General features: G+C 70.2%; 21 protein-coding genes. 19 read left to right on the forward strand and 2 right to left on the reverse strand.

The annotated features are described in order from the left end of the window. Positions 1–87 precede the first annotated feature (87 nt). Entirely contained in the window at positions 88–807 is a 720-nt protein-coding gene (locus CQ044_RS19380; protein WP_146116732.1) for a hypothetical protein, read from the reverse strand. 57 nt (positions 808–864) lie between these two features. On the opposite strand from CQ044_RS19380, the gene CQ044_RS03890 reads away from it, so the two are divergent. From CQ044_RS03890 to recN, 6 genes are read left to right on the forward strand one after another with little or no spacing between them, the layout of a single operon-like run. Continuing rightward, positions 865–1443 (forward strand): hypothetical protein, encoded by a 579-nt coding sequence (locus CQ044_RS03890; RefSeq protein WP_181158174.1) that lies wholly within the window; start codon positions 865–867, stop codon positions 1441–1443. After that, positions 1440–2471, forward strand: a complete 1032-nt coding sequence (locus tag CQ044_RS03895) for an HAD-IIA family hydrolase (RefSeq protein ID WP_105687015.1) — start codon at positions 1440–1442, stop codon at positions 2469–2471. The genes CQ044_RS03890 and CQ044_RS03895 overlap by 4 nt, the downstream gene beginning before the upstream one ends. 38 nt (positions 2472–2509) lie before the next feature. Further along, the gene (locus CQ044_RS03900; RefSeq protein WP_045272377.1) at positions 2510–2689 is read left to right on the forward strand and encodes a hypothetical protein; all 180 of its coding nucleotides are present in this window, start codon (positions 2510–2512) and stop codon (positions 2687–2689) included. After that, positions 2686–3501 carry a TlyA family RNA methyltransferase gene (locus tag CQ044_RS03905; protein WP_105687017.1) on the forward strand — a complete coding sequence of 272 codons (816 nt, stop codon included), beginning with the start codon at positions 2686–2688 and terminating at the stop codon, positions 3499–3501. Before CQ044_RS03900 ends, CQ044_RS03905 begins: the two co-directional genes overlap by 4 nt. Beyond that, positions 3498–4406: an NAD kinase gene (locus CQ044_RS03910; RefSeq protein ID WP_105687019.1), complete on the forward strand. Its 909-nt coding sequence runs from the start codon at positions 3498–3500 to the stop codon at positions 4404–4406. Before CQ044_RS03905 ends, CQ044_RS03910 begins: the two co-directional genes overlap by 4 nt. Further along, on the forward strand, positions 4403–6088 hold the full coding sequence (recN, locus tag CQ044_RS03915; protein ID WP_105687020.1) for a DNA repair protein RecN: 1686 nt from the start codon (positions 4403–4405) through the stop codon (positions 6086–6088). Before CQ044_RS03910 ends, recN begins: the two co-directional genes overlap by 4 nt. Positions 6089–6108: 20 nt before the next feature. Here recN and CQ044_RS03920 read toward each other — a convergent pair whose 3' ends face one another. Beyond that, positions 6109–7125: a LacI family DNA-binding transcriptional regulator gene (locus CQ044_RS03920; RefSeq protein WP_105687022.1), complete on the reverse strand. Its 1017-nt coding sequence runs from the start codon at positions 7123–7125 to the stop codon at positions 6109–6111. A 177-nt stretch (positions 7126–7302) separates the two neighbouring features. Here CQ044_RS03920 and CQ044_RS03925 point away from each other — a divergent pair, with 177 nt between their 5' ends. The 13 genes from CQ044_RS03925 (at position 7303) to CQ044_RS03985 (ending at position 22027) form a co-directional block, all read left to right on the forward strand. Further along, complete coding sequence (locus CQ044_RS03925) at positions 7303–8724, forward strand: sugar ABC transporter substrate-binding protein (RefSeq protein ID WP_105687024.1); 1422 nt, start codon at positions 7303–7305, stop codon at positions 8722–8724. Continuing rightward, a complete protein-coding gene (locus tag CQ044_RS03930; protein WP_219844916.1) occupies positions 8724–9662 on the forward strand; it encodes a carbohydrate ABC transporter permease in 939 nt (312 codons plus the stop codon). The genes CQ044_RS03925 and CQ044_RS03930 overlap by 1 nt, the downstream gene beginning before the upstream one ends. Before the next feature lie 8 nt (positions 9663–9670). Then, a complete protein-coding gene (locus CQ044_RS03935; RefSeq protein WP_105687328.1) occupies positions 9671–10519 on the forward strand; it encodes a carbohydrate ABC transporter permease in 849 nt (282 codons plus the stop codon). Then, positions 10516–11928 (forward strand): glycoside hydrolase family 32 protein, encoded by a 1413-nt coding sequence (locus tag CQ044_RS03940; protein WP_105687026.1) that lies wholly within the window; start codon positions 10516–10518, stop codon positions 11926–11928. The genes CQ044_RS03935 and CQ044_RS03940 overlap by 4 nt, the downstream gene beginning before the upstream one ends. A gap of 38 nt (positions 11929–11966) precedes the next feature. Beyond that, a complete protein-coding gene (locus CQ044_RS03945; RefSeq protein ID WP_105687028.1) occupies positions 11967–13418 on the forward strand; it encodes a glycoside hydrolase family 32 protein in 1452 nt (483 codons plus the stop codon). Then, positions 13415–14329, forward strand: coding sequence for a carbohydrate kinase (locus tag CQ044_RS03950; RefSeq protein ID WP_105687029.1), 915 nt, complete (start codon positions 13415–13417; stop codon positions 14327–14329). Before CQ044_RS03945 ends, CQ044_RS03950 begins: the two co-directional genes overlap by 4 nt. Positions 14330–14365: 36 nt before the next feature. Continuing rightward, positions 14366–16051: a CTP synthase gene (locus tag CQ044_RS03955; RefSeq protein ID WP_045272386.1), complete on the forward strand. Its 1686-nt coding sequence runs from the start codon at positions 14366–14368 to the stop codon at positions 16049–16051. 1 nt (position 16052) lies between these two features. Next, positions 16053–16652, forward strand: coding sequence for an NUDIX hydrolase (locus CQ044_RS03960; RefSeq protein ID WP_105687031.1), 600 nt, complete (start codon positions 16053–16055; stop codon positions 16650–16652). 1 nt (position 16653) lies between these two features. Further along, the gene (xerD, locus tag CQ044_RS03965; RefSeq protein WP_105687033.1) at positions 16654–17556 is read left to right on the forward strand and encodes a site-specific tyrosine recombinase XerD; all 903 of its coding nucleotides are present in this window, start codon (positions 16654–16656) and stop codon (positions 17554–17556) included. A gap of 88 nt (positions 17557–17644) precedes the next feature. Beyond that, positions 17645–18673 carry a hypothetical protein gene (locus CQ044_RS03970; RefSeq protein WP_105687034.1) on the forward strand — a complete coding sequence of 343 codons (1029 nt, stop codon included), beginning with the start codon at positions 17645–17647 and terminating at the stop codon, positions 18671–18673. Then, on the forward strand, positions 18673–20127 hold the full coding sequence (locus CQ044_RS03975; RefSeq protein WP_258133156.1) for a hypothetical protein: 1455 nt from the start codon (positions 18673–18675) through the stop codon (positions 20125–20127). Before CQ044_RS03970 ends, CQ044_RS03975 begins: the two co-directional genes overlap by 1 nt. Then, positions 20124–20792: an ABC transporter ATP-binding protein gene (locus CQ044_RS03980; protein ID WP_045272390.1), complete on the forward strand. Its 669-nt coding sequence runs from the start codon at positions 20124–20126 to the stop codon at positions 20790–20792. The genes CQ044_RS03975 and CQ044_RS03980 overlap by 4 nt, the downstream gene beginning before the upstream one ends. After that, positions 20789–22027 (forward strand): ABC transporter permease, encoded by a 1239-nt coding sequence (locus CQ044_RS03985; protein WP_105687036.1) that lies wholly within the window; start codon positions 20789–20791, stop codon positions 22025–22027. The genes CQ044_RS03980 and CQ044_RS03985 overlap by 4 nt, the downstream gene beginning before the upstream one ends. Positions 22028–22069: the final 42 nt, after the last annotated feature.

Consider the following 22069-nt stretch of genomic DNA (forward strand, 5'->3'; position numbering starts at 1 on the left):
GGGACCCTGTGGGAGAGTAGGACACCGCCGGACTTCCTTTAACAGAAAGGCCACCCAACGCAGGGTGGCCTTTCTGCGTTAACATGCTCAAACGGAAGGAGTCCCGACATGGCCGAAGAAGGCAAGCCCGCGCGCGACCGCAAGGATGATGGCGCGAGGCAGCCTCGACGCTATGTCGACGGCGACCGTTCCGAGCGTTCTTTCCGCAAAGACTCTGCGCGCGGAGATCGTCCGCAGCGCAATGACGGCGATCGTCCGCGTCGTGAGGGTGACCGTCCCTATCGTGGCTCTGCCGAGCGCACGGATCGCCCTCGTCGTGAGGGTGACCGTCCGTTCCGTGGATCCTCGGACCGCACGGATCGTCCGCGTCGTGATGGTGATCGTCCGTTCCGGAGTGGCGATGATCGTCCGCGTCGTGATGGGGACCGTCCTTACCGTGGATCTTCGGACCGCACGGATCGTCCCCGTCGGGATGGCGACCGTCCGTTCCGGAGTGGCGATGACCGTCCGCGTCGGGATGGGGACCGCCCGTACCGGAGCGGCGATGACCGTCCTCGCCGGGATGGGGACCGTCCGTACCGCGGCGGCGACGATCGTCCGCACCGCACGAGCGACCGCCCGCGTCGCGACACGTTCGCAGCGGATCGGCCGCGTGATCCCGAGCTTCCCGATGAGATCACGGCCCGCGATCTGCACCCTTCTGCGCGCAATGAGCTGAAGACCCTCAGCAAGGAGAACGCCGAGCAGGTCGCGCGTCACCTCGCGATGGCCGCCCAGCTCATCGACGAGGATCCTGAGCTCGCTCACCAGCACGCGCTGGCGGCCTCGCGTCGTGCCGGCCGCGTCGCGGTCGTCCGCGAGTCCGTGGCCATCACCGCCTACGCCATGGGCGACTTCGCCCTGGCGCTGCGTGAGCTTCGCACCTACCGCCGGATCTCCGGGAGCGACGACCAGATCGCGCTGATCGTTGACAGCGAACGCGGCATGGGACGTCCCGACCGCGCGCTGGAAGAGGCCCGCTCAGTCGAGCGGGCGGCGCTGCCGACCGCGACGCGCGTTGCTCTCGCGATCGCGATGTCGGGTGCCCGTCTGGATCGCGGCGAGACCGAACTGGCGCTCGGCGAGCTCGAGATCCCGGAGCTCAACCCGGACCTCGCGTTCGACTGGAGCCCCGCCCTGTTCTCCGCCCGTGCCGCGGTGCTCGAAGACCTCGGTCGCGAGGAGGAGGCGGCGTTCTGGCAGGAGCGCGCGGAAGTGGCTTCTGCGGCGCTGGGCCATGGCGATGACGAGGAACTGATCATCGAGGACGCCTACGAGGACCTGGCAGAAGAGCCGATGGGCATCGAGATCGCTGAGCCGGAGATCGCTGAGCCGGACAACGCCGAGCCCGACGATACCGAGCCCGACAGCACCGAGCCGGAGGACGCGGAGAAGTCCGAGTGAGCCTGTTCTCCCGGGACAAGCGCACGCCGCTGACCGATGTCGATGTCGTGCTCGCTGATCTCGACGGCGTCGTGTACGCCGGCGCCGGCGCGATCCCGCACGCGATCGACAGCCTGAAGAAGGTCGAGGCGTCGCGTCGCCTCGGCTACATCACCAACAACGCCTCCCGCACCGATGCCTCGGTGGCGGCGCATCTGACGGAGCTCGGCCTCACGGTCGCTCCCGACGAGGTCGTCACCAGTCCGCAGGCCGCGATGCGTCTCGTCAGCGGCCTGATCCCCGCCGGATCCACGATCCTGGTCGTCGGCGGAGAGGGGCTCGTCGACGAGGTGCACAAGGCAGGGTTCCGGGTGACGCGCAGCGCCGACGACGCTCCCGCAGCCGTCGTTCAGGGATTCGCGCCCGAGGTGGGCTGGACGGACCTGGCCGAGGCCGCGTTCGCCCTGAAGCTCCCCGAGGACGAGGGCGGGATCCCCTGGATCGCGACCAACACCGACTGGACGATTCCGCAGTCGCGGGGCGTCGCCCCCGGCAACGGAACCCTGGTCTCCGCCGTGCACACGGCGATCGGGCGTCTCGCGACCGTCGCGGGCAAGCCCGAGACGCCGATCTTCGAGGAGGCCGTCGCGCGGTTCGGTGCGAAGCACCCGCTGTTCATCGGCGACCGCCTCGACACAGACATCGCCGGGGCGTCCCGCGCGGGCATCGAGTCGGTCCTGGTGCTCACGGGCATCGATCGTCCCAAGCACCTTCTCGCCGCCGCGGAGGGATCGCGTCCGACGTACATCCTCGGCGACCTTCGTGAGCTGGACGAGCCGTACCCGCAGACGCAGATCAAGGGCGACACGGTCACGGTACGTGGCGCCTCCGTCCGCGTGGACGGTCCCGACGTCACGATCCTCAGCGAGGGCGACCGGCCGATCGACCTGGTGCGCGCCGGCGCCGCCGCGATCTGGCGCACCGGCCGGCAGATCTTCGGCTTCCGTGTGCCGGAGCGCCTGTACGCGGATCCCTTCCACCGGCCGTGATCCGTCGGAACCGCGCCCTGTCGCCGTAGGCTGAGCAGGTGAGCGAGAACACGGAACCGGATCCTTCGGACGGGCTCTGGAGCCGGCTGCGCCTGATCGAGGGGCAGCCGCTCGACTCCCGCGCCGCCGCATATCAGGCCCTGCACGACGACCTGGCACGTCGGCTGGAGAGCGCTCCGCGAGACGCGTCCGCGCAGCCGGGTACCGATCGCGGATGACGGCCCGACTGGACGCCGCTCTGGCGGAACGCGGCCTCGCACGCTCGCGCACACATGCGGCGACCCTCATCGACGGCGGTCTCGTCACGGTCAACGGGAAGCCCGTGGTCAAGGCCTCCACCAAGGTCGAGGACGGCGACGCGATCGATGTGGCCGGCGCCGATCACTACGTCAGCCGCGGCGCGCACAAGCTCATCGCCGCGCTGGACGGATTCGGCCTCGACCCTGCGGGCCGGCTGGCCTTGGACATGGGCGCGTCCACAGGCGGCTTCACCCAGGTGCTCCTCGAGCGCGGGGCGCGTCGCGTGCTCGCGGTGGACGTCGGGCATGATCAGCTCGCCCCGTCGGTGCGCCTGGATCCCGCCGTCGTGGCCGTGGAGGGATTCAACGTCCGGCACATGGACGCGGAGATCCTTGCCGCGGCGACGGGGGAGGGCGCTCGGCCGTCGCTCGTGGTCGGTGACCTGTCTTTCATCTCCCTGACGCTCGTGCTTCCCGCGATCGCGGCGGCGGCGGAGGCGGACGCCGATGTGGTGCTGCTCGTCAAACCGCAGTTCGAAGTGGGCCGCACCGCGGTGCGGGGCGGTCTCGTGACCAACCCCGCGATCCGTGCCGACGCGGTCGCCCGCGTGCTGTGGAGCGCGTGGGATCAGGGGTTCGGCGTGCGCGGTCTCCTCCCTTCGCCGATCCTCGGGACGCACGGCAACGCCGAGTACCTGGTGCATCTGCGGGCGGGGGACCGTTCCCGCGGCGGCGGAGGCAATCCGACAGAATGGATGAGCAGGATCGACGAGATGGCAGGAGGCCGATGAACGAGCGCAGGATCCTCGTCGTCGCACATGCGCGCCGGGACGAGACCGTGCAGGCTGCCAGACGCGTCGTCACGGCCCTCCGCGTCGCCGGCGCCCGGCCCGTCCTCTCGGCGGACGACCGTGCGGACCTGACGGCGGAGGACGAGTTCTTCGCCGACGTCGATGTGCTGGGAACGGACATCCCGGTCGAGGACATCGAGCTCGCCATCGTGCTCGGCGGCGACGGCACCATTCTGCGCGCGGCGGAGCTCGTCCGCGAAGGGACGGCGCCGATCCTCGGCATCAACATGGGGCATGTGGGCTTCCTCGCCGAGATCGAGCGCGACGACATGGACGCCGCGGTGGCGCGCGTCATCGATCGCGACTACTCCGTGGAGGAGCGCATGGCGCTCGCCGTGCGGGTCAAGGACGCCGACGGCTCCGTCGTCTACAGCACGTGGGCGCTGAACGAGGCGACGGTCGAGAAGGCCAGCCGCGAGCGCATGATCGAGGTGGTCGTCGAGATCGACGGGCGCCCGCTGACGAGCTTCGGCTGCGACGGCATGGTGGTGTCCACGCCCACCGGCGCGACCGCCTACAACTTCTCCGCGGGCGGACCGGTGATCTGGCCGGGTGTCGAGGCCATCGCCGTGGTGCCGTTGTCGGCCCATGCCCTGTTCGCCCGGCCGCTCGTGGTCGCGCCGGGCGCTCCCGTCGCGATCGAGCTCTTGGACCGCAACGACGGCACCGCGATCCTCTGGTGCGACGGGCGGCGCTCGCACGAGCTTCCGCGCGGCGCGAGGGTCATCGTGCGCCGTTCCTCGCGCCCCGTGCGTCTCGCGCGGCTGCACCCGAGCGTGTTCACCGACCGTCTGGTGCGCAAGTTCCAGCTGCCGGTCTCGGGCTGGCGGGGGGCCGAAGCATGATCGAGGAGATGCGCCTGCGCGACCTCGGCGTCATCGCAGAGGCCGTCCTGCCGATCGGCCCAGGGTTCACCGCGATCACCGGCGAGACCGGTGCCGGCAAGACCATGGTCGTGACGGGTCTCGGACTCCTGCTGGGGGCGAGGGCCGACTCCGGTGCCGTGCGCGCCGGTGCCGCGCAGGCCTCGGTGGCGGGCGTGTGGATCGTGCCGAGCGCGGGATCCGTCGCCGACACCGTCGCCGACGCGGGTGGCGAGCTCGAGCCCTACGACGACGAGCGCGGCGAGCTGTACGTCTCCCGCACGCTCACCGCCGAGGGGCGCAGCCGTGCGAGCGTCGGCGGACGCGCCGCCCCGGCCGGCGTGCTGGCCGACCTCGCCGACGACCTGGTCGTCGTGCACGGACAGTCCGAGCAGCTGCGCCTGCGGTCCGCGGCCGCGCAGCGCGACGCCCTCGATCGCTTCGGCGGCTCCGCCATTGCGCTGCTGCGTGCCGACTACGAGGGCGCATGGGAGCGCTGGCGCGCCCTGTCCGCTCAGCTCGAGGAGATCAGCGGCAACCAGGAACGGCGCCGGCGAGAGGCCGACGACCTGCGTGAGGCGCTCGGGCTCATCGAGGCGACCGATCCGCAGCCGGGGGAGGACGACGCTCTGACCGAGCGCGCCGAGCGCCTCGCGAACGCCGAGGAGCTGCGCCAGTCCGCGGCGATCGCCCGGGCGGCGCTCTCCGATGAGGACGGCGACAACGACGTCACGACGCTCGCCGCAGAGGCCCGGCGCGCCCTGGAACGCGCGGGCGACCCGGAGCTGACGGCGATCGCCGAGAGCATCGCGGAGATCGGCTACCGCGCCACCGACATCGCCGCGCAGTTGAGCGGCTATCTCGCCGATCTCGACGAGTCCGGTCCGCACGAGCTGGCCGCCGTCGAGGAGCGCCGTGCGGCTCTCGCCGCCCTCGTGCGCGCCCACGGCACGCTCGACGCCGCTCTCGAGCTCTGGAACACCGGATCCGCGCGCCTCGCCGAGCTGGATGACGACTCCGACCACATCGAACGACTCAACATCGAGCTCGATGCCGCACGCGCGACTCTGGACGAGGCCGCCGCCGCACTCACCGCCACCCGCACCGAGGCGGCGGGACGGCTCGGCACCGCGGTCACGGAGGAGCTGCACGCCCTCGCGATGCCGGACGCCCGCCTGGTCGTCGCGGTCACCGAGGGCACCGAGAGCGCACACGGGCGCGATGACGTCGCGATCCTCCTCGCTCCGCATCCGGGCGCGGATCCGCGATCCGTCGCGAAGGGCGCGTCCGGCGGTGAGCTGTCGCGGGTGATGCTCGCGATCGAGGTCGTCATCGCGGGCACGGATCCGGTCCCGACCTTCGTCTTCGACGAGGTCGACGCCGGCATCGGCGGCGCGGCGGCGATCGAGGTCGGGCGGCGGCTCGCCCGCCTGGCGCGCACCTCCCAGGTGATCGCCGTCACGCACCTCGCCCAGGTGGCCGCGTTCGCGAACAACCACCTCAGCGTCGTGAAGGCGAACGACGGGCAGGTCACCGCGTCCAGCGTCCGCCGCCTCGCGGGGGAGGAGCGCGAGGCCGAGATGGCGCGGCTGCTCTCCGGGCTCGCCGATTCCGGCGCGGCCCTCGAGCACGCTCGCGAGCTGCTCGCCCTGCGGGAGGACTGAGCCGGGCCGAGCCGGGCGGCTCAGCGCAGGTCGCGGACCGAATCGCGCACGATGAGCGGCATGGGGACGAGCTCGTGGGCGAGATCCCGCTCGCCGAGCAGCATCTCGACCCCGAGCCGAGCCATCTGCTCGTAGGGGAGGCGGGCGGTCGTGAGGCCGGGCCGGACCAGCGACGCGAGCTCCTCGTCATCGAAGGAGACGACCGAGATGTCCTCCGGCACGCGGAGGCCGCGTTCCGCGAGCGCCTGATAGATGCCGAATGCCACGCCGTCGGTCGCCGCGATGAACGCGGTCAGGTCGGGGTTCGCGTCCAGCAGCGCATGCGCCTGGGTGAATCCGATCGAGGTCCGCCAGTCCTCGATCTCCACCTCGACCGCCTGCACGCCCTGTGCGGCGAAGGTCTCCCGGATCCCGGCGAGGCGCCGGGCGATCGTGACGGAGCGACGAGGGTCGCCCGCGATGTGCGGGATGTCGCCGATGAAGCCGATGCGCGTGTGGCCGGCGTCCAGGAGCACGGATGCGATGGTGCACCCGGCCGTGTACTCGTCGGGCAGCACGCTGGGCAGATCATCGGGGGTGCGGCCGTTGACGATGACGACGGGTACGCCGCGCGGAGCGGCCGGGACATCGACCATGCGCGCGGCCATCAGCCCGACGATCACGCCGTCGACCCGGCGGTCGATCATCTCGTCGAAGGCGGCGGCCAGCTGCGTCACGTCGTCGCCGGTCTCTGCGATGAGCACGGTGTGGTCGAGTTCCTTCGCGGCTCGCAGCGTGCCTCGCACCATCGCCGATGCGAAGCGCGTGATCGTCACCTGATCGGAGATGAAGCCGATCGAGCGCGTCTTCCCCGACCGCAGGCTCTGCGCGGCGGGGTTCGGCTTGTAGCCGAGCTGCGCCGCAGCGGTGCGCACACGCTCGACGGCATCCGCGGAGAGCCGCGACGGCCGGTCGTTGAGGATCAGGCTGACCGCCGTCTTGGACAGGCCGGACAAGCGTGCGACATCGGCGAGCGTCGGTCTCGGGGTGGCGGCCATGAGCAGCACCTCCTTTTCTCCCTCCTCAATCTAACGGATGGAGTAGGAAGATGAATCAATTTATCTTCCTCGCTTGCATGACTTGCCTCCCGGGTGTTAGCTTCTGTTAAATCGGTTCAGCAAGTGCTGTCATGCACACCCGGTGCAGGCCGATTCGCTCTCAGAGAGGAGACGTTGATGGCACGTGATTTCGGGCCCGTCCTGGGCCGACGCGACCTGTTGCGACTGGGAGGCTACGGCCTCGCGAGCGCCGCCCTGGTGGGTATGGGGGCGAGCCTCACCGGTTGCGCGCCGTCCGCGGGCGGTGGCGGCGGGGGCACGAGCGGCACACTGACCATGCTGTACTTCGGTGACCAGAAGGCCGCCACCACCCTGCAGAACGCGCTGCAGCCGAAGGTCAAGAAGATCGACAAGGACCTGAACCTCAAGATCACGGCGATCAACGGCACCGACTGGAACGACTTCCTGGCGAAGGTGCTCACGCTCATCGCCGCGGGGCAGGCTCCGGACATCGTGAGCGTGGCGACCGAGGGCCTGCAGCTCATGGCGGGCAAGAAGCTCATCGTGCCGCTGGACGACTACGTCACGAAGGACATGTCGGCGCTCAAGTCGGGGTACTTCGACGACATCCACCCGGCGCTCATCGAGGCGATGATGGTCGACGGGCACCTCTACAACATGCCGGACAGCTTCAACGCCGGGAGCATGTTCTTCAACAACGACGTGCTGCAGAAGGCCGGTGCCGCCGCACCCACCGCGGGGTGGACGATCGACGACTTCCACAGCACGGCCGAGAAGATCTCGAAGGTCGGCGGCGACATCCTGCCCTTCGACTGGGTGGTGCGCCTGTGGGGCAGCTGGACCTCCTTCCTCTACGCGAACGGCGGCAACCTGCTCGAGGAAGGCAAGTACGACGGCGGCGACTGGCTGTGGGGCAAGGCCTACGACTCGGGCAGCGCGAGCGTCGCGGGGCGCAAGGGAGGCTGGAAATGGGGCGCGCCGACCGCGAACTCGTCGGCCTCCGTCGAGGCCCTGCAGTACGTCATCGACCTCCAGAAGGCCGGCTTCTCGCCCTCGCCCGACGTGGGCGGCGGCGGCACCCTGCAGGGACTGTTCTCCTCGGGACGGATCGGCATGACGATCGGCGGCGGGTTCTGGGCCGGTGGCCTGCACAACGCGGGCATGCAGGACGGCAGCTTCGACGTGCAGGCCTTCCCGACCTGGAAGGGGAACAAGTCGCTGTTCGGCACCGGCGGCTACTCGATCTTCCAGTCCTCGCAGAAGAAGGACGCGGCATGGGAGGTCATCAAGATGATGATCGAGCCGGAGAGCTTCGACATCATTTTCCCGGGCAATGTCACGACGCCGGGGCGCAAGTCGCTCATGACCGCCGAACGGTACAAGACCACCGGACCGAAGAACTGGTCCGTGTTCTACGACCAGCTCGACGGATCCGTGCCGATCTCGGCTCCGTCGTATTACAACGCCCTCGCGACCTCCCTGAACCAGAGGACCACCGAGGCCATCTCCTCGGGCAACGCGAAAGCCGCTCTCGACGCGATGCAGAGCGACCTCGAGAAGGTGGCGAAGGGCAGCTGATGTCTTCTCCTGCCCTCTCGAAGCCGCTCAGGGCCGTTCGCCGCCGCCCCGGCGCGCGACGGACGGCCCGGCGTGAGGCGGCGTTCGGCTACGCGATGATCGCTCTCGCGATGCTCTTCGTGACGGTCTTCACGTTCGCCCCGATCCTCGCCTCGCTCGGCCTGTCGTTCTTCGACTGGGACGTCATCTCGCCGCCGACCTGGGCGGGGCTGGCGAACTACGAGCGCTTCTTCACCGACGGGCCGGTGCTGCAGTCGTTCGGCGTGACGATCTGCATGGCGATCGCGATCGTCGTGCTGCAGCTGACCCTCGGACTCTTCCTCGCGGTGCTCGTCAACCAGCGCACCACGCGGTTCGGCCGCACCTTCTTCCGCACCGCGTTCTATCTGCCGCTGCTCGCCTCCACCGCCGCGGTGGCCATCTTCATGGGGTACCTGTTCGACACCAAGTTCGGCGCGATCAACTACTACCTCGGACTGCTCGGGATCTCCGGGGTGCCGTGGCTGTCGAGTCCGATCGGCGCCCAGGCGACGATCGTGCTGATCGTGGTCTGGCAGCAGGTGGGCTTCACGTTCGTGCTCTTCGTGTCGGCGCTGATGGCTGTGCCGACCGACGTGCTCGAGGCGTCGTCGATCGACGGCGCCGGCCCGCTGCGCACGCTGTTCCGGATCAAGATCCCGCTGATCAGTCCGACCATCCTGTTCGCCGCGGTCATCGCGTTCATCAACGCCATGCAGCTGTTCGACCAGCCCTTCATCATGACGAAGGGCGGCCCTGGCACCGCGACGACGACGGCCACGATCTCGATGTACCAGACCGGGTTCCAGAACCTGCAGTTCGGTTACTCGTCGGCGATCGCGATCGTCCTCCTGCTGCTGATCCTGGCGATCACCGGCATCCAGTTCCTCGCCGCACGGAAGGTGGTGTTCTACCAATGAGCACGACGATGACGATCACGGCCGGGCGGCGTCGCCGCGCCTTCAGCGTCGGCAGGATCGCGGGACTGATCGCGCTCATGCTGGCCGCCGTGTTCGCGCTCGGCCCGCTGCTGTGGGCGGTGACGACCTCGCTGCGGACTCCCGCGCAGGCGTTCGAGAATCCGCCGCAGTGGATCCCGTGGAACCCCGACTTCGGCAACTACGCCGCCGTGTTCGAGCAGGTTCCGATCGGCCAGTTCTTCCTGAACAGCATGATCGTGACCGTGCTCATCGTGGTGGGGCAGACGATCACCTGCACCCTGAGCGGCTACGCGTTCGCGATGATCTCGTTCCCCGGCAAGAACGTGATCTTCGGCGCGTTCCTGGCGACCATGATGGTGCCTCTGCAGACGATCATCATCCCGGTCTTCCTCATCATCAAGTCGTTCGGACTCACCGACAGCCTCGCCTCGCTGATCATCCCGGCGCTGGGCAGCGCGTTCGGCACGTTCCTCATGAGGCAGTACTTCATGCAGATGCCGCGAGAGCTCGGCGAGGCGGCGCGCATCGACGGCGCCACGCAGTTCGGCGTGTTCTGGCACGTCTACGCGCGGATGGCGGCTCCCGCGATCTCGACGCTCGCGATCCTGAACTTCTCGGGATTCTGGGCGGAGTTCTATCGGCCGCTGATCTTCCTGCAGTCCCAGAGCAACTTCACGCTGCCCCTCGGACTCGTCGGCCTCCAGGGGAACCTCGGCACGGGCTCGATCTCGGTCGTGCTCGCGGGTGTCGTGCTGTCGATGATCCCGAGCGTGCTGCTGTTCATCTTCGCCCAGCGCTACTTCATCGCCGGCGTCACCGCGGGCTCGTCCCGATGAGCCGCGTCTTCTTCCGCCCCGAGGGCGCGTGGGTGGGCGATGTCATCCCCTTCCGACAGGACGGCGTCTTCCACCTCTGGTACCTGTACGAGGATCGCGCCGTGCCGAGCACGGGAATGCCCTGGCACCTGGTCACGACCACCGACTTCGTGGACTTCGTCGATCACGGCCTCGCCGTGCCGAGCGGCGGACCCGACGCGGAGGACTTCAACGTCTACACGGGCTCCGTCGTGCGAGACGACGACGGGCTCGCGCACCTCTTCTCGACCGCGCAGAACCCTCGCCGGCTCGGGGCGGACGGGCGCCCGCTGCAATTGGTCGCCCACGCGACGAGCGCGGACGGTCTGAGCGAGTGGGTCAAGCACCCCGAGCACACCTTCGGCGCGACCGAAGGATTCGAATCCGGCGACTGGCGGGATCCCTTCGTCTTCCGCGACGGCGACGTGTGGCGGATGCTCGTCGCGGCCCGTCATGCGAACGGCCCGGAGCGGCGGCGCGGCACGATCGCGCAGCTGATCTCGACGGATCTCGAGTCGTGGACGCCGACGAGGCCGTTCTGGGATCCCCGCCGGTACATCGCGCACGAGTGCCCCGACGTGTTCCGCTGGGGCGAGTGGTGGTACCTGGTGTACTCGGAATTCTCCGACGCGTTCTGCACCCGCTATCGGATGGCGTCATCGCCGGACGGTCCCTGGCTCGCACCCGAGCAGGACACGGTCGATGCGCGGGCGTTCTACGCCGCCAAGACCGTCGAACGCGACGGACGGCGGTTCTTCGTCGGATGGATCTCGACGCGCGAGGGCGACTCGGACGATGGGGCGTGGCAGTGGGCCGGCACGATGTCGGCGCTCGAGGCCGATCAGAACCCCGACGGGACTCTGGCGTTCCGTCTGCCCGACGAGCTCCTGGCATCGTTCTCCGTGCGGGTGGAGTCCGGCCTGCCCGCCCTTCCGGCGTCGCTGGTCGGCGCGGACCGGTTCGCTCAGATCGTCGGTGACGTGGATCTGCCCGACGCGTATCTGCTGACCGCCGAGATCGACATCGCAGAGGGGACAGAAGAAGTCGGGCTGCTCGTGCGCGCCTCCGCCGACGGCGACGAGGGCGGAGCGATCCGGCTCGAGCCGCGGCGCGACAGGGTCGTCTTCGACCGCTGGCCCCGGACCAGGATCGGCGGCGAGCAGTGGCAGATCTCCGGCGACGTGCCGTTCGTCCTCGAACGCCCTTGCCGGCTGGCCCCGGGGCGCCACCGTATCGAGATCATCGCCGAGGGCGACATCCTCGTCGCGGTCGTGGACCGACAGATCGCTCTGAGCACACGGCTGCACCGTCGTGCGGGGGAGCGCATCGGGTTCTTCGTCAACGGCGGCGCCGCCGAGCTCCTCTCCCTCGTCGTCCGCACGCGGTCGTGAGGAACACCGCCCCCGTCATCGTCCCCGGAGGACCGTCCATGACCCGATCACCCCTGCACTTCCGTCCCGCGCAGAACTGGATGAACGACCCGAACGGGCTCGTGTTCCACGACGGCCGGTATCACCTCTACTTCCAGTACAACCCAGAGGGCGCGACCCACGGCTTCATGAGCTGGGGGCATGCGTCCAGCACCGATCTCGTGCGGTGGGAGGAGCATCCGGTCGCGATCCGCTACACGGAGGAGCACGAGATCTTCTCGGGCTCCGTCGTGTTCGACGAGCACGACACCAGCGGGCTCGGCTCGCCGGAGAAATCGCCCCTCGTGGCGGTGTTCACGCTCGCCGACCAGGTGGGACGTCTCCAGGCGCAGGGCATCGCATCGAGCCTCGACGGCGGCCTGACCTGGCGGCCGTACGATGGCAATCCCGTGCTCGACCGCGGCTCGGCCGACTTCCGGGACCCGAAGGTGTTCCGCTACGCGGGGCCGGCGGGCGCGTACTGGGTGATGGTCGCGGTCGAGGCGGTCGAGCGCCGCGTCGTGCTGTATCGCTCGGACGACCTGAAGACGTGGACGTACCTGTCCGACTACGGGCCGCGCGGGGCGACGGGCGGCGTCTGGGAGTGCCCTGACCTGTTCCCGCTCGCGGTCGACGGCGATCCGTCCGAGGTGCGCTGGGTGCTGCTGATCAGCCTCAACCCGGGCGGGATCGCCGGCGGATCCGGGACGCAGTACGTGATCGGCTCCTTCGATGGAGTGCGATTCACCCCGGACGAGCCGATGCCTCCGGCGGCGCCGCTTGAGGCGTGCGACTGGCTCGACCACGGACGGGACTGCTACGCGGGGGTGACGTTCTCCGGCCTTCCCGACGGGGAACGGATCCTCATCGCCTGGATGAGCAACTGGGACTACGCGGGCCGTCTGCCCGTCGATGCCGAGGCCCCGCAGCGCGGCGCGATGACGCTCGCGCGCCGGCTCACCCTGGTCCGCGCCGAGGGGCGGGTGCGCCTTCGCCAGGAGCCGATCGGGCCGCAGACGACCACGATCGCCGAGCTCGCGGATGTGCGTGCGGGCGCGCCTTCGACGCTGATCGAGGAGCTGCCGGAGCGGTGCCGGATCGAGCTGAGCGCCCGCCTCGACGGCGCGGACGGATTCGCCCTGGATCTGGGCGGCACCGCGATCCTGGACTACTCGGCGGACAGCGGGTCGTTGCGCCTGGATCGACGACCCGCCGCCGGCGCGATGCCAGATGGATTCGGCAGTATCGAGGAGGTGCGCCTCGGTGCGCGCGAGCGCGTCGAGCTGGTCATCTGGCTGGACCGCGACTCGATCGAGGTGTTCGCATCCGGTGGCACCTGCACGATCACCGACCTGCTGCCGGAGCGCGACGGCGCCGGCGCCTCGATCGCGGGGCGAGGCGGTAGCGTTCTCATCGAGCGATTCGTGGTGAGCGCGGTGAGCGCGACAGAGGTGAAGGGGCGGACGGCGTGACGGACCAGATCCAGGTGATCGGCGAGGCCCTCGTCGACGTCGTCGAGGGCGGCGAGACGCATCCAGGCGGATCGCCGATGAACATCGCGGTCGGGCTCGCCCGGCTGGGGCATCCCACGACCCTGCACGCGCGGATCGGCGCCGACGCCTACGGCGACCTGATCCGCGCGCACCTGGACGAGGCGGGCGTGACGCTCGGGCCCGGCACTCTCGTCACGGGCTCCACGTCGACGGCGATCGCGCGCGTGGACGCCGACGGCAAGGCCAGCTACGAGTTCGACATCGACTGGGACATCCCCGCACCGGACGCGACCGGCGCCCGCCTGGTGCACACCGGGTCGATCGGCGCGCTGCGGGAACCGGGCGCGTCGGCGGTCCGAGCGGCGCTGGGATCCGCCGGGGGCGGGACGCTCCTGACGCTCGATCCCAACATCCGCCCCGACGTGATCGGCACGCGCGACGAGGTGCTGTGTCGGGTCGCCGACCTCGCGGCGCTGTGCCACGTGGTCAAGCTGAGCGACGAGGATGCGGCCTGGCTCGCCCCGGACGCGACGCTCGAGGAGGTCCTCGCCGACCTCGCCGCGCACGGTGCGCGGTTCGTCGTCGCCACGCGCGGATCCGAGGGGTGCCTGGCGCTGGTGGACGGCTCGTGGTTCTCCCTGCCGGCACGGCCGGTCGTCGTCGCGGACACGATCGGCGCGGGCGATGCGTTCATGTCCGGGCTGCTGCACGCTCTGCTGCGCGACGGGACGGACCGTCTGCTCGCGGTGGGGGAGCCTCTGCCGGACGACGCGGTGCGCGCGGCCCTGGAGACGGCCCTCACCAGCGCTGCGCTGACCGTGGCCCGCGCGGGAGCGAACCCTCCGGCGTCGGCGGAACTGGACGAGGCGCTCCGCGCGTCGCGAGAGTGACGCAGGGCGATCGCGCTGATAAGATTAAAGCCCGTGATGCAGAACTCAGCCGCGCGGACAGACAACGACACCACCAAGCACATCTTCGTGACGGGCGGTGTCGTTTCCTCGTTGGGCAAGGGCCTGACGGCAGCCAGCCTCGGCAACCTGCTCACCGCCCGGGGACTGCGCGTCGTGATGCAGAAGCTGGATCCGTATCTGAACGTGGATCCCGGCACGATGAACCCGTTCCAGCACGGCGAGGTCTTCGTCACGGACGACGGCGCCGAGACCGACCTCGACATCGGGCACTACGAGCGCTTCCTCGACATCGAGCTCAGCCAGGCCGCGAACGTCACCACCGGTCAGATCTACTCGCAGGTCATCGCCAAGGAGCGCCGCGGCGAGTACCTCGGCGACACCGTGCAGGTCATCCCGCACATCACGGATGAGATCAAGCGCCGCATGCGCCTGCAGGCCGACGAGACGCCCCGCCCCGACGTCATCATCACCGAGATCGGCGGCACGGTCGGAGACATCGAGTCGCAGCCGTTCATCGAGTCGGCGCGTCAGATCCGCCACGAGCTCGGCCGCAAGAACGTGTTCTTCGTGCACGTGTCGCTGGTGCCGTTCATGGGCGCCTCCGGCGAGCAGAAGACAAAGCCGACGCAGCACTCCGTCGCGACCCTGCGCTCGATCGGCATCCAGCCGGACGCGCTCGTGCTGCGCAGCGACCGCCCCGTCACCGAGTCCAACAAGCGCAAGATCGCGCTCATGTGCGACGTCGACGAGGACGCGGTCGTGAACGCGATCGACGTGCCCAGCATCTACGACATCCCGACGATGCTGCACGACCAGCGCCTGGACGACTACATCGTCGACGTGCTCGGTCTCGACAAGGCCGCAGACGTGGACTGGTCGCGCTGGCAGAAGGTCCTTCAGGCCGTGCACAACCCGAAGCACGAGGTCACGATCGGCCTCGTCGGCAAGTACATCGACCTGCCCGACGCCTACCTCTCGGTCACCGAAGCCCTCAAGGCCGGTGGGTTCGCGCACGAGGTCGCCGTCAAGATCCGCTGGATCCCGTCCGACTCCTGCGAGACGCCCGAGGGCGCGGCCAAGGCGCTGAGCGACGTCGACGGCATCTGCGTGCCGGGCGGCTTCGGCATCCGCGGCATCGAGGGCAAGCTGGGCGCTCTCCGGTTCGCGCGCGAGCAGGGCATCCCCACCCTCGGCCTGTGCCTCGGCCTGCAGTGCATGGTGATCGAGTACGCGCGCAACGTCGCCGACATCTCCGGCGCGTCGTCGAGCGAGTTCGACCCCGACACCGCGGAGCCGGTCATCGCGACCATGGCCGAGCAGGTCGAGATCCTGGACGGCGGCGATCTGGGCGGCACCATGCGCCTGGGGCTGTACAAGGCGGCGCTCGGCGAGGGGTCGCTCGCGGCGGAGCTCTACGGCGCATCCGAGGCGTCCGAGCGCCACCGCCACCGGTACGAGGTGAACAACGCCTACCGCGGCCGTCTCGCGGACGCCGGGCTCTCGTTCTCCGGTCTCAACCCCGAACTCGACCTCGTCGAGTACGTCGAGCTGCCGCGCGAGGTGCACCCGTTCTACATCGCCACCCAGGCGCACCCCGAGCTGCGCTCGCGCCCGACCGACCCGCACCCGCTGTTCCGCGGTCTCGTGGGCGCCGCGATCGAGCGGCACCGCTCCAGCGAGCTGTTCGACGACGAGGACTGACGTGACCGACTCCACCACCGCGCTGCGCGACGAGGCGTTCGACCCCGAGGTGCTCTCCAGCGCCGAGGTGTACCGCGGCGCGGTGTGGGGGGTCCGCGAGGACCGCGTCCGCTACGGGGACGGCGAGATCGTGCGTCAGTACATCGCCCACTCCGGTGCGGCCGCGGTCGTCGCGATGGACGAGGACGGCCGTGTGCTGCTGATCCAGCAGTACCGGCATCCCATCAGGCAGCGCGACTGGGAGCTGCCCGCGGGGTTGCTCGACGTGGCGGGGGAGGACCCGATGGACGCCGCGCGGCGGGAGCTCGCCGAGGAGGCGGATCTCGTCGCGAGCGCCTGGGAGCCGCTGATCTCGACCTACACGACGCCCGGCAGCAACTCGGAGATCGTCCACATCTATCTCGCGACCGAGCTGAGTCCCGCTGACGCGGCCTTCGCGCGGACGGATGAGGAGGCCGACATCCGGCTCGCCTGGGTGCCGCTGTCCGAGGCCGCCCACGGCGTGCTGGCCGGGCGGCTGCGCAACGGGATCCTCGCCGCCGGGGTGCTCGCGGCCGAACGGCGCCTGTCGCCGACGGGGCGGCGGGGCCGCGGGGCCTGAGGTGCAGCTCGACCGCGCGCTCGACGCGTACCTCCGGCACGTGACGATCGAGCGAGGGCTGGCCGATCACACCCTCTCCGCCTATCGCCGCGACCTCGGCGGGTACGTGGCGTGGCTGGGGGAGCAGGGCATCGCCGACACCGACGCGATCTCCGTGGAGATCGTCGCCGCGTTCGCCGCCGAGCGGGCGGGCGCAGAGCCGCCGCCCGCCGCGTCGAGCCTCGCGCGACTGCAGTCCTCGGTGCGCGGCTGGCATCGCTTCCTCGCCAGGGAGGGCATCGCCGAGGCGGATCCGAGCGCGCGGCTGCGTCCGCCGAAGCAGCCGCAGCGGCTGCCGAAGGCGCTCACGATCGATCAGGTCGAGCACCTGCTCGGCGCGCCGTCCGCCGAGGATCCGATCGGGATCAGGGATCGGGCGCTCCTCGAGCTGCTGTACGCCACGGGCGCCCGCGTCTCGGAAGCCGTGTCGCTCGACGTCGACGACCTCGCGCACGGTGACGTGCTGCGGCTGCGCGGAAAGGGATCCAAGGAGCGCATCGTCCCCGTGGGGTCGTACGCGCGCGCGGCGGTCGACGCCTACCTCACCCGGGTGCGGCCAGCGCTCGCGGCGAAGGGGCACGCGTCGGCGAAGCTCTTCCTGGGAGCGCGCGGCGCACCGCTCAGCAGGCAGAGCGCATGGCTGATCATCCGCGCGGCCGCCGAGGGAGCGAAGATCACGGCGGAGGTGTCTCCGCACACGCTGAGGCACTCCTTCGCGACGCATCTGCTGCAGGGCGGCGCGGATGTCCGCGTCGTGCAGGAGCTGCTGGGGCACGCGTCGGTCGCGACCACCCAGATCTACACCCACGTCTCCGTGGACACGCTGCGCGACGTCTACGCGACCGCGCATCCTCGGGCGCGTTGACGGTGGTTATCTCTCCCGAGGAGGCACTGGGCGGATTCGACCTGTAGGGTCTGGCGAAAAGGGTTTCTCGAAAACTGAAGGAGCAACGATGCCGACCGCCGAGTCTCGTCTTCCCCTCGCCCTCGCGATCGTGGCGCTGTCGACGATCGCGTTGACCGCCTGCGCGCAGGGCGGAGGAAGCCTGAAGCCGGAGGATTCTCCGCTGTCCGAGTACCTGAGCGCGGGCTACGACCGCGACGCCTCTCCGAAGGAACAGGAGCGCCGTGCCAAGGAGCAGCAGAAGAAGCAGGAGGCGCTGACCGCGGAATGCATGGCGAAGGAGGGCTTCGAGTACAAGCCGTTCACCGGCAACATGTCGTTCGCCTCGTCCGAGGACGTGAAGTGGGAGCCGGAGGAGCGGGCCTGGGTCGAGAAGTACGGGTACGGCGCCGTCGACAACCCGATGTCGCAGCAGATGAAGGGCAAGGAGCCAGAGCAGCCCGTCGAGGACCCGAACCAGGAGTATCTGCAGAGCCTCTCCGAGGCTGAGCAGCAGGCCTATCAGGGGACCCTCTACGGAAAGATGGCGGATCCCGACCCGCAGGAGGATGGACCCGTCGAGTGGAAGTGGGAGGACGCCGGCTGCCAGGGGTGGGCGCAGCACGAGGTGTCCGCCGATCAGCCGTGGCAGAGCGACGAGTTCAAGCCGCTCGTGGACCGCATCCAGAAGTTCTACGAGAAGATGCAGGACGGTTCGGAGCTGAAGAAGCTCGATGGGGCCTGGGCCGCGTGCATGGGCGATGCCGGTGAGAGCGGATTCCGCAAGCAGCAGGAGGCTCAGCAGTCGATCTACGACGCGATGGACAAGATCTACGAGCAGCAGGCGCCGATGGATCCGGAGCAGGACCCCAGCGCGTACCAGGATCCCGCGGACAGCGCGGAGATGAAGAAGCTCGGCGAGACGGAGCGCGCGCTGGCGCTCAAGGATCTCACCTGCCGGGAGAAGACCTCGTACCGTGACGCGCAGCTGAAGATCCAGTTCGCGAGCGAGGAGAAGTTCGTCGCGGACAACAAGAAGGAGCTCGAGGCGTTCAAGGTGGCGGGGGAGAAGGCTCTGGCGCAGGAGAAGAAGAAGTAGTGCCGGGCGACACGGAGGATGCGGGCTTCGACGTTCTCGTCGCAGAGGGGGAGGAGGCGCCGCGCACCGGCACCTCGCAGGTGGCCGGCTGGGGGCGCGTGTTCCGGCGCAATCGTGCGCTCTGGATCGGCGCCGTGGTGGCGCTCGCCGCGCTCGTGGGCGGGCTTCTCGTCGGGACGTTCGTGCTGGCGCCCGCCAGCGCCGGCGGGAAAGCGCCCAAACCCGGCCTGATCACGGCGCCGGTCGAGTTCGGACCGTTGAGCAACGACGTGACGTTGCGCGCCGACGTCGGCTACGCGGATGCCGTGGACGTCACGATCGACACCAGCACGGTCTCCGGCGCGGCGGTCGTCACAGGGCAGGTCCCCGCAGAGGGGGCGACCCTCTCGTCGCTCTCGATCGCTCTCGAGGTCGTCGGACGACCCGTGATCGTGCTGCCGGGCGAGCTGCCGGCCTACCGGAGCCTGCGACACGGCGTCTCGGGCCCCGACGTGCTGCAGCTCAAGCAGGCGCTGTCCGCGGTGGGGATCGATCCGGGAGACATGGCCTCGAACATCCTCGACGAGGATGCGACGGCCGCCATCGCCCAGCTCTACGCGCAGGCCGGCTACCCTGCACCGAGTCCGGGCGAGGGCGTCGAGGAGTCCTATCGGGCGGCGCAGGAGTCGGTGCGCTCGGCCGAGACGGCGCTGCGCAGCGCGCGCCGGCAGCTCGAGGCCGCCGGGCAGACGCCGGATGCGGATCAGGGTGCTCTCGAGGACGCCGTCGACGCCGCGCGGAGCCAGCTCGGCTCCGCGGAGAACGCGGCCGAGCGCGCGCGTCTGCAGACGCTGCCGTACCTGCCGTCGAGCGAGGTGCTGTTCCTCACGGCGCTGCCCCGACGGGTCGACGCGGTGAAGGCCAAGCGCGGGAGCGTGCTGCAGGGGACGGCGATGACCGTGTCGGGGGCGACCGTCCGCCTGACCGGGAGCGCGGCGGAAGCCGATGCTCGCCTGCTCAAGGCCGGCACCACCGGCACCTTCTCCCTTCCTGACGGCACCGCGCACACGGCGACGATCACCGAGGTCACGAACGCCCCCGCCGCCGGTGGTGCGGGATCCCCCGGGGGCAAGAGCGGTACGAAACCGGCGGCCGGAGGACGCTGGCAGGTGCTGTTCGAGCCCCAGCCGCTCACGCCGGAACAGGTGGCGGCGCTGCAGGGCTCGAATGTGCGGGTGTCCGTCGCGGTCGGCGCCACGGAGGGCGATGTGCTCTCCGTCCCGCTCGCCGCACTGACCGCGGGGCCGGGCGGGGAGAGCCGGGTGCAGGTCGTGGAGTCGGATCCGCGCGAGGGCGACAGCGCGAAGACCCGCACGGTCGTCGTGAAGACCGGGCTGGCGGCCCGCGGCGCGGTCGAGGTCACCGCGGTCGAGGGGAAGCTGGAGAAGGGCGACCTCGTGGTGGTCGGCCGATGACGCTGATCGAGCTGCGCGACGTCACGCGGTCGTTTCCGGGACCGCCGGAGGTGCAGGCGCTGAAGGGCGTCTCGTTGACCGTCGAACCGGGCGACTACCTCTCGATCGTCGGCCCCTCGGGGTCCGGCAAATCCACGATGCTGAACATCCTCGGGCTGCTGGACCGTCCCAGCGTCGGGACATATCGGCTCGCCGGATCCCTCACCGGGGACCTCGGCGAGGATGAACGGGCCGCGATGAGGGCGAGGTTCATCGGCTTCGTGTTCCAGTCCTTCCACCTGATGGCGCGTCGCTCGGTGCTGCAGAACGTGCTCATGCCGATGCTGTACAGCGGCGTGCCGCGCGCGGAGCGCGAGGAACGGGCCGTCGCGGCGTTGGAACGCGTCGGGCTCGGCGCCCGGATGTCGTTCCTGCCGACCGAGCTCTCCGGCGGAGAGCGGCAGCGCGTCGCGGTCGCGCGCGCGGTGGTCTCCGGACCGCAGCTCCTGCTCGCGGACGAGCCGACGGGCAACCTCGACCAGCACACCACCGGCGAGGTGATGCGGCTGTTCGAGGACCTCGGCGAGGATGGGCTCACGCTCGTCGTGATCACCCACGACGCCGAGGTCGCGCAGCGTGCGCGGCGGTGCATCCGGATCGCGGACGGGCGGGTGAGCGAGCGATGATCCCTCCGGTGCCGCGGGCGGACCGCTTCACGGTGCAGGATCTGGTGGCGGAGGCCACGAGCGACCTGGGATCCCGCCCGGCACGCCTGCTGGCGACGATCCTGGGCACCGTGCTCGGGATCGGCGCCCTGGTCGCGACCGTCGGCTTCGCGCAGACGGCCTCGGCCCAGATCGCGCGGCAGTTCGACACCGCCGCCGGCACCCAGATGGTGGTGTCTCCCGCACAGGCGCAGACCGGCGGCTCGCAGAGCAAGAGCGTGGCGACAGGGCGCATCCCGTGGGACGGCGCGGAGCGCGTCGATCGCCTGGCGGGTGTTCTCGCCTCCGCGCTCATCGCCGAGGTGGCGCTGGGGGATTCGGATTCGATCACGGCCGTGCCGGTGAACGACCCCTCGGCGGCGCCGGTCTCCTCGCCGGCCCTGTTCGCCGCATCGGCGGGGCTGCCGGACGCGCTCGAGGCCGAGGTCGTCTCGGGGCGGTTCTTCGACGACGGGCACGACGCGAGGGCGGACCGGGTCGCCGTGCTCGGGGACGAGGCGGCGAAGCGGCTGGGGATCGCCGAGGTCGGCGCCCGCCCCTCACTGTTCATCGACGGGGTGGCCTATGCGGTCATCGGTGTGCTGGGCTCGATGCAGCGGTCGGATCTCGCCGATGCCGTGCTGATCCCCGTGGGGACGGCGCGGAGCGACTTCCGCCTGGCGGCGCCCAGCGAACTCGACATCAGGATCGTGCCGGGAGCGGGCCCCCAGCTCGCCAAGCAGGCGGTCGTCGCGCTTCAGCCCGATGCCCCGGACGGACTGCAGGCGCAGGCGCCGTCCGGCAGGGGAGATCTCAGTCGCAACGTGCAGGGCGACGTCAACCTGGTGCTCCTGCTGCTCGGCGGCGTGGTCCTGCTCGCGGGCGGCTTCGGCATCGCGAACGTGACCCTGCTGGGGGTCATGGAGCGCACAGGCGAGATCGGGTTGCGCCGGGCGCTCGGGGCGACCAGCCGGCAGGTCGGGCGGCAGTTCCTCGTCGAGTCCCTGGTGATCGGGCTGGTGGGCGGCGTGATCGGCGCGGCGGTCGGCGTCAACGCCGTCGTGCTCGTCGCGGCGCTGCAGGGCTGGGCGCCGGTCGTGGATCCGCTGATCGCGATCGCCGGAGTCGGCGTCGGGGTGCTGGTCGGTGCGCTGTCGGGCTGGTATCCCGCGCGGCGGGCATCGCGCATCGAGCCGGTGGAGGCGCTGCGCGGCTAATGGTTTGAAGTCAGACCATTGACAGTTGAGGGGCGGGACCGC

The sequence above is a fragment of the Microbacterium sp. MYb64 genome (assembly GCF_002979495.1).
Lineage (GTDB): Bacteria > Actinomycetota > Actinomycetes > Actinomycetales > Microbacteriaceae > Microbacterium > Microbacterium azadirachtae_A.

What these genes read in the sequence shown, in the direction of transcription:
- CQ044_RS03905 (WP_105687017.1), top strand. Translation starts at nt 2,686, where the DNA reads ATGACGGCCCGACTGGACGCCGCTCTGGCGGAACGCGGCCTCGCACGC.
- CQ044_RS03910 (WP_105687019.1), top strand. Translation starts at nt 3,498, where the DNA reads ATGAACGAGCGCAGGATCCTCGTCGTCGCACATGCGCGCCGGGACGAG.
- recN (WP_105687020.1), top strand. Translation starts at nt 4,403, where the DNA reads ATGATCGAGGAGATGCGCCTGCGCGACCTCGGCGTCATCGCAGAGGCC.
- CQ044_RS03920 (WP_105687022.1), bottom strand. Translation starts at nt 7,125, where the DNA reads ATGGCCGCCACCCCGAGACCGACGCTCGCCGATGTCGCACGCTTGTCC.
- CQ044_RS03925 (WP_105687024.1), top strand. Translation starts at nt 7,303, where the DNA reads ATGGCACGTGATTTCGGGCCCGTCCTGGGCCGACGCGACCTGTTGCGA.
- CQ044_RS03930 (WP_219844916.1), top strand. Translation starts at nt 8,724, where the DNA reads ATGTCTTCTCCTGCCCTCTCGAAGCCGCTCAGGGCCGTTCGCCGCCGC.
- CQ044_RS03935 (WP_105687328.1), top strand. Translation starts at nt 9,671, where the DNA reads ATGACGATCACGGCCGGGCGGCGTCGCCGCGCCTTCAGCGTCGGCAGG.
- CQ044_RS03940 (WP_105687026.1), top strand. Translation starts at nt 10,516, where the DNA reads ATGAGCCGCGTCTTCTTCCGCCCCGAGGGCGCGTGGGTGGGCGATGTC.
- CQ044_RS03945 (WP_105687028.1), top strand. Translation starts at nt 11,967, where the DNA reads ATGACCCGATCACCCCTGCACTTCCGTCCCGCGCAGAACTGGATGAAC.
- CQ044_RS03955 (WP_045272386.1), top strand. Translation starts at nt 14,366, where the DNA reads ATGCAGAACTCAGCCGCGCGGACAGACAACGACACCACCAAGCACATC.
- CQ044_RS03970 (WP_105687034.1), top strand. Translation starts at nt 17,645, where the DNA reads ATGCCGACCGCCGAGTCTCGTCTTCCCCTCGCCCTCGCGATCGTGGCG.
- CQ044_RS03980 (WP_045272390.1), top strand. Translation starts at nt 20,124, where the DNA reads ATGACGCTGATCGAGCTGCGCGACGTCACGCGGTCGTTTCCGGGACCG.
- CQ044_RS03985 (WP_105687036.1), top strand. Translation starts at nt 20,789, where the DNA reads ATGATCCCTCCGGTGCCGCGGGCGGACCGCTTCACGGTGCAGGATCTG.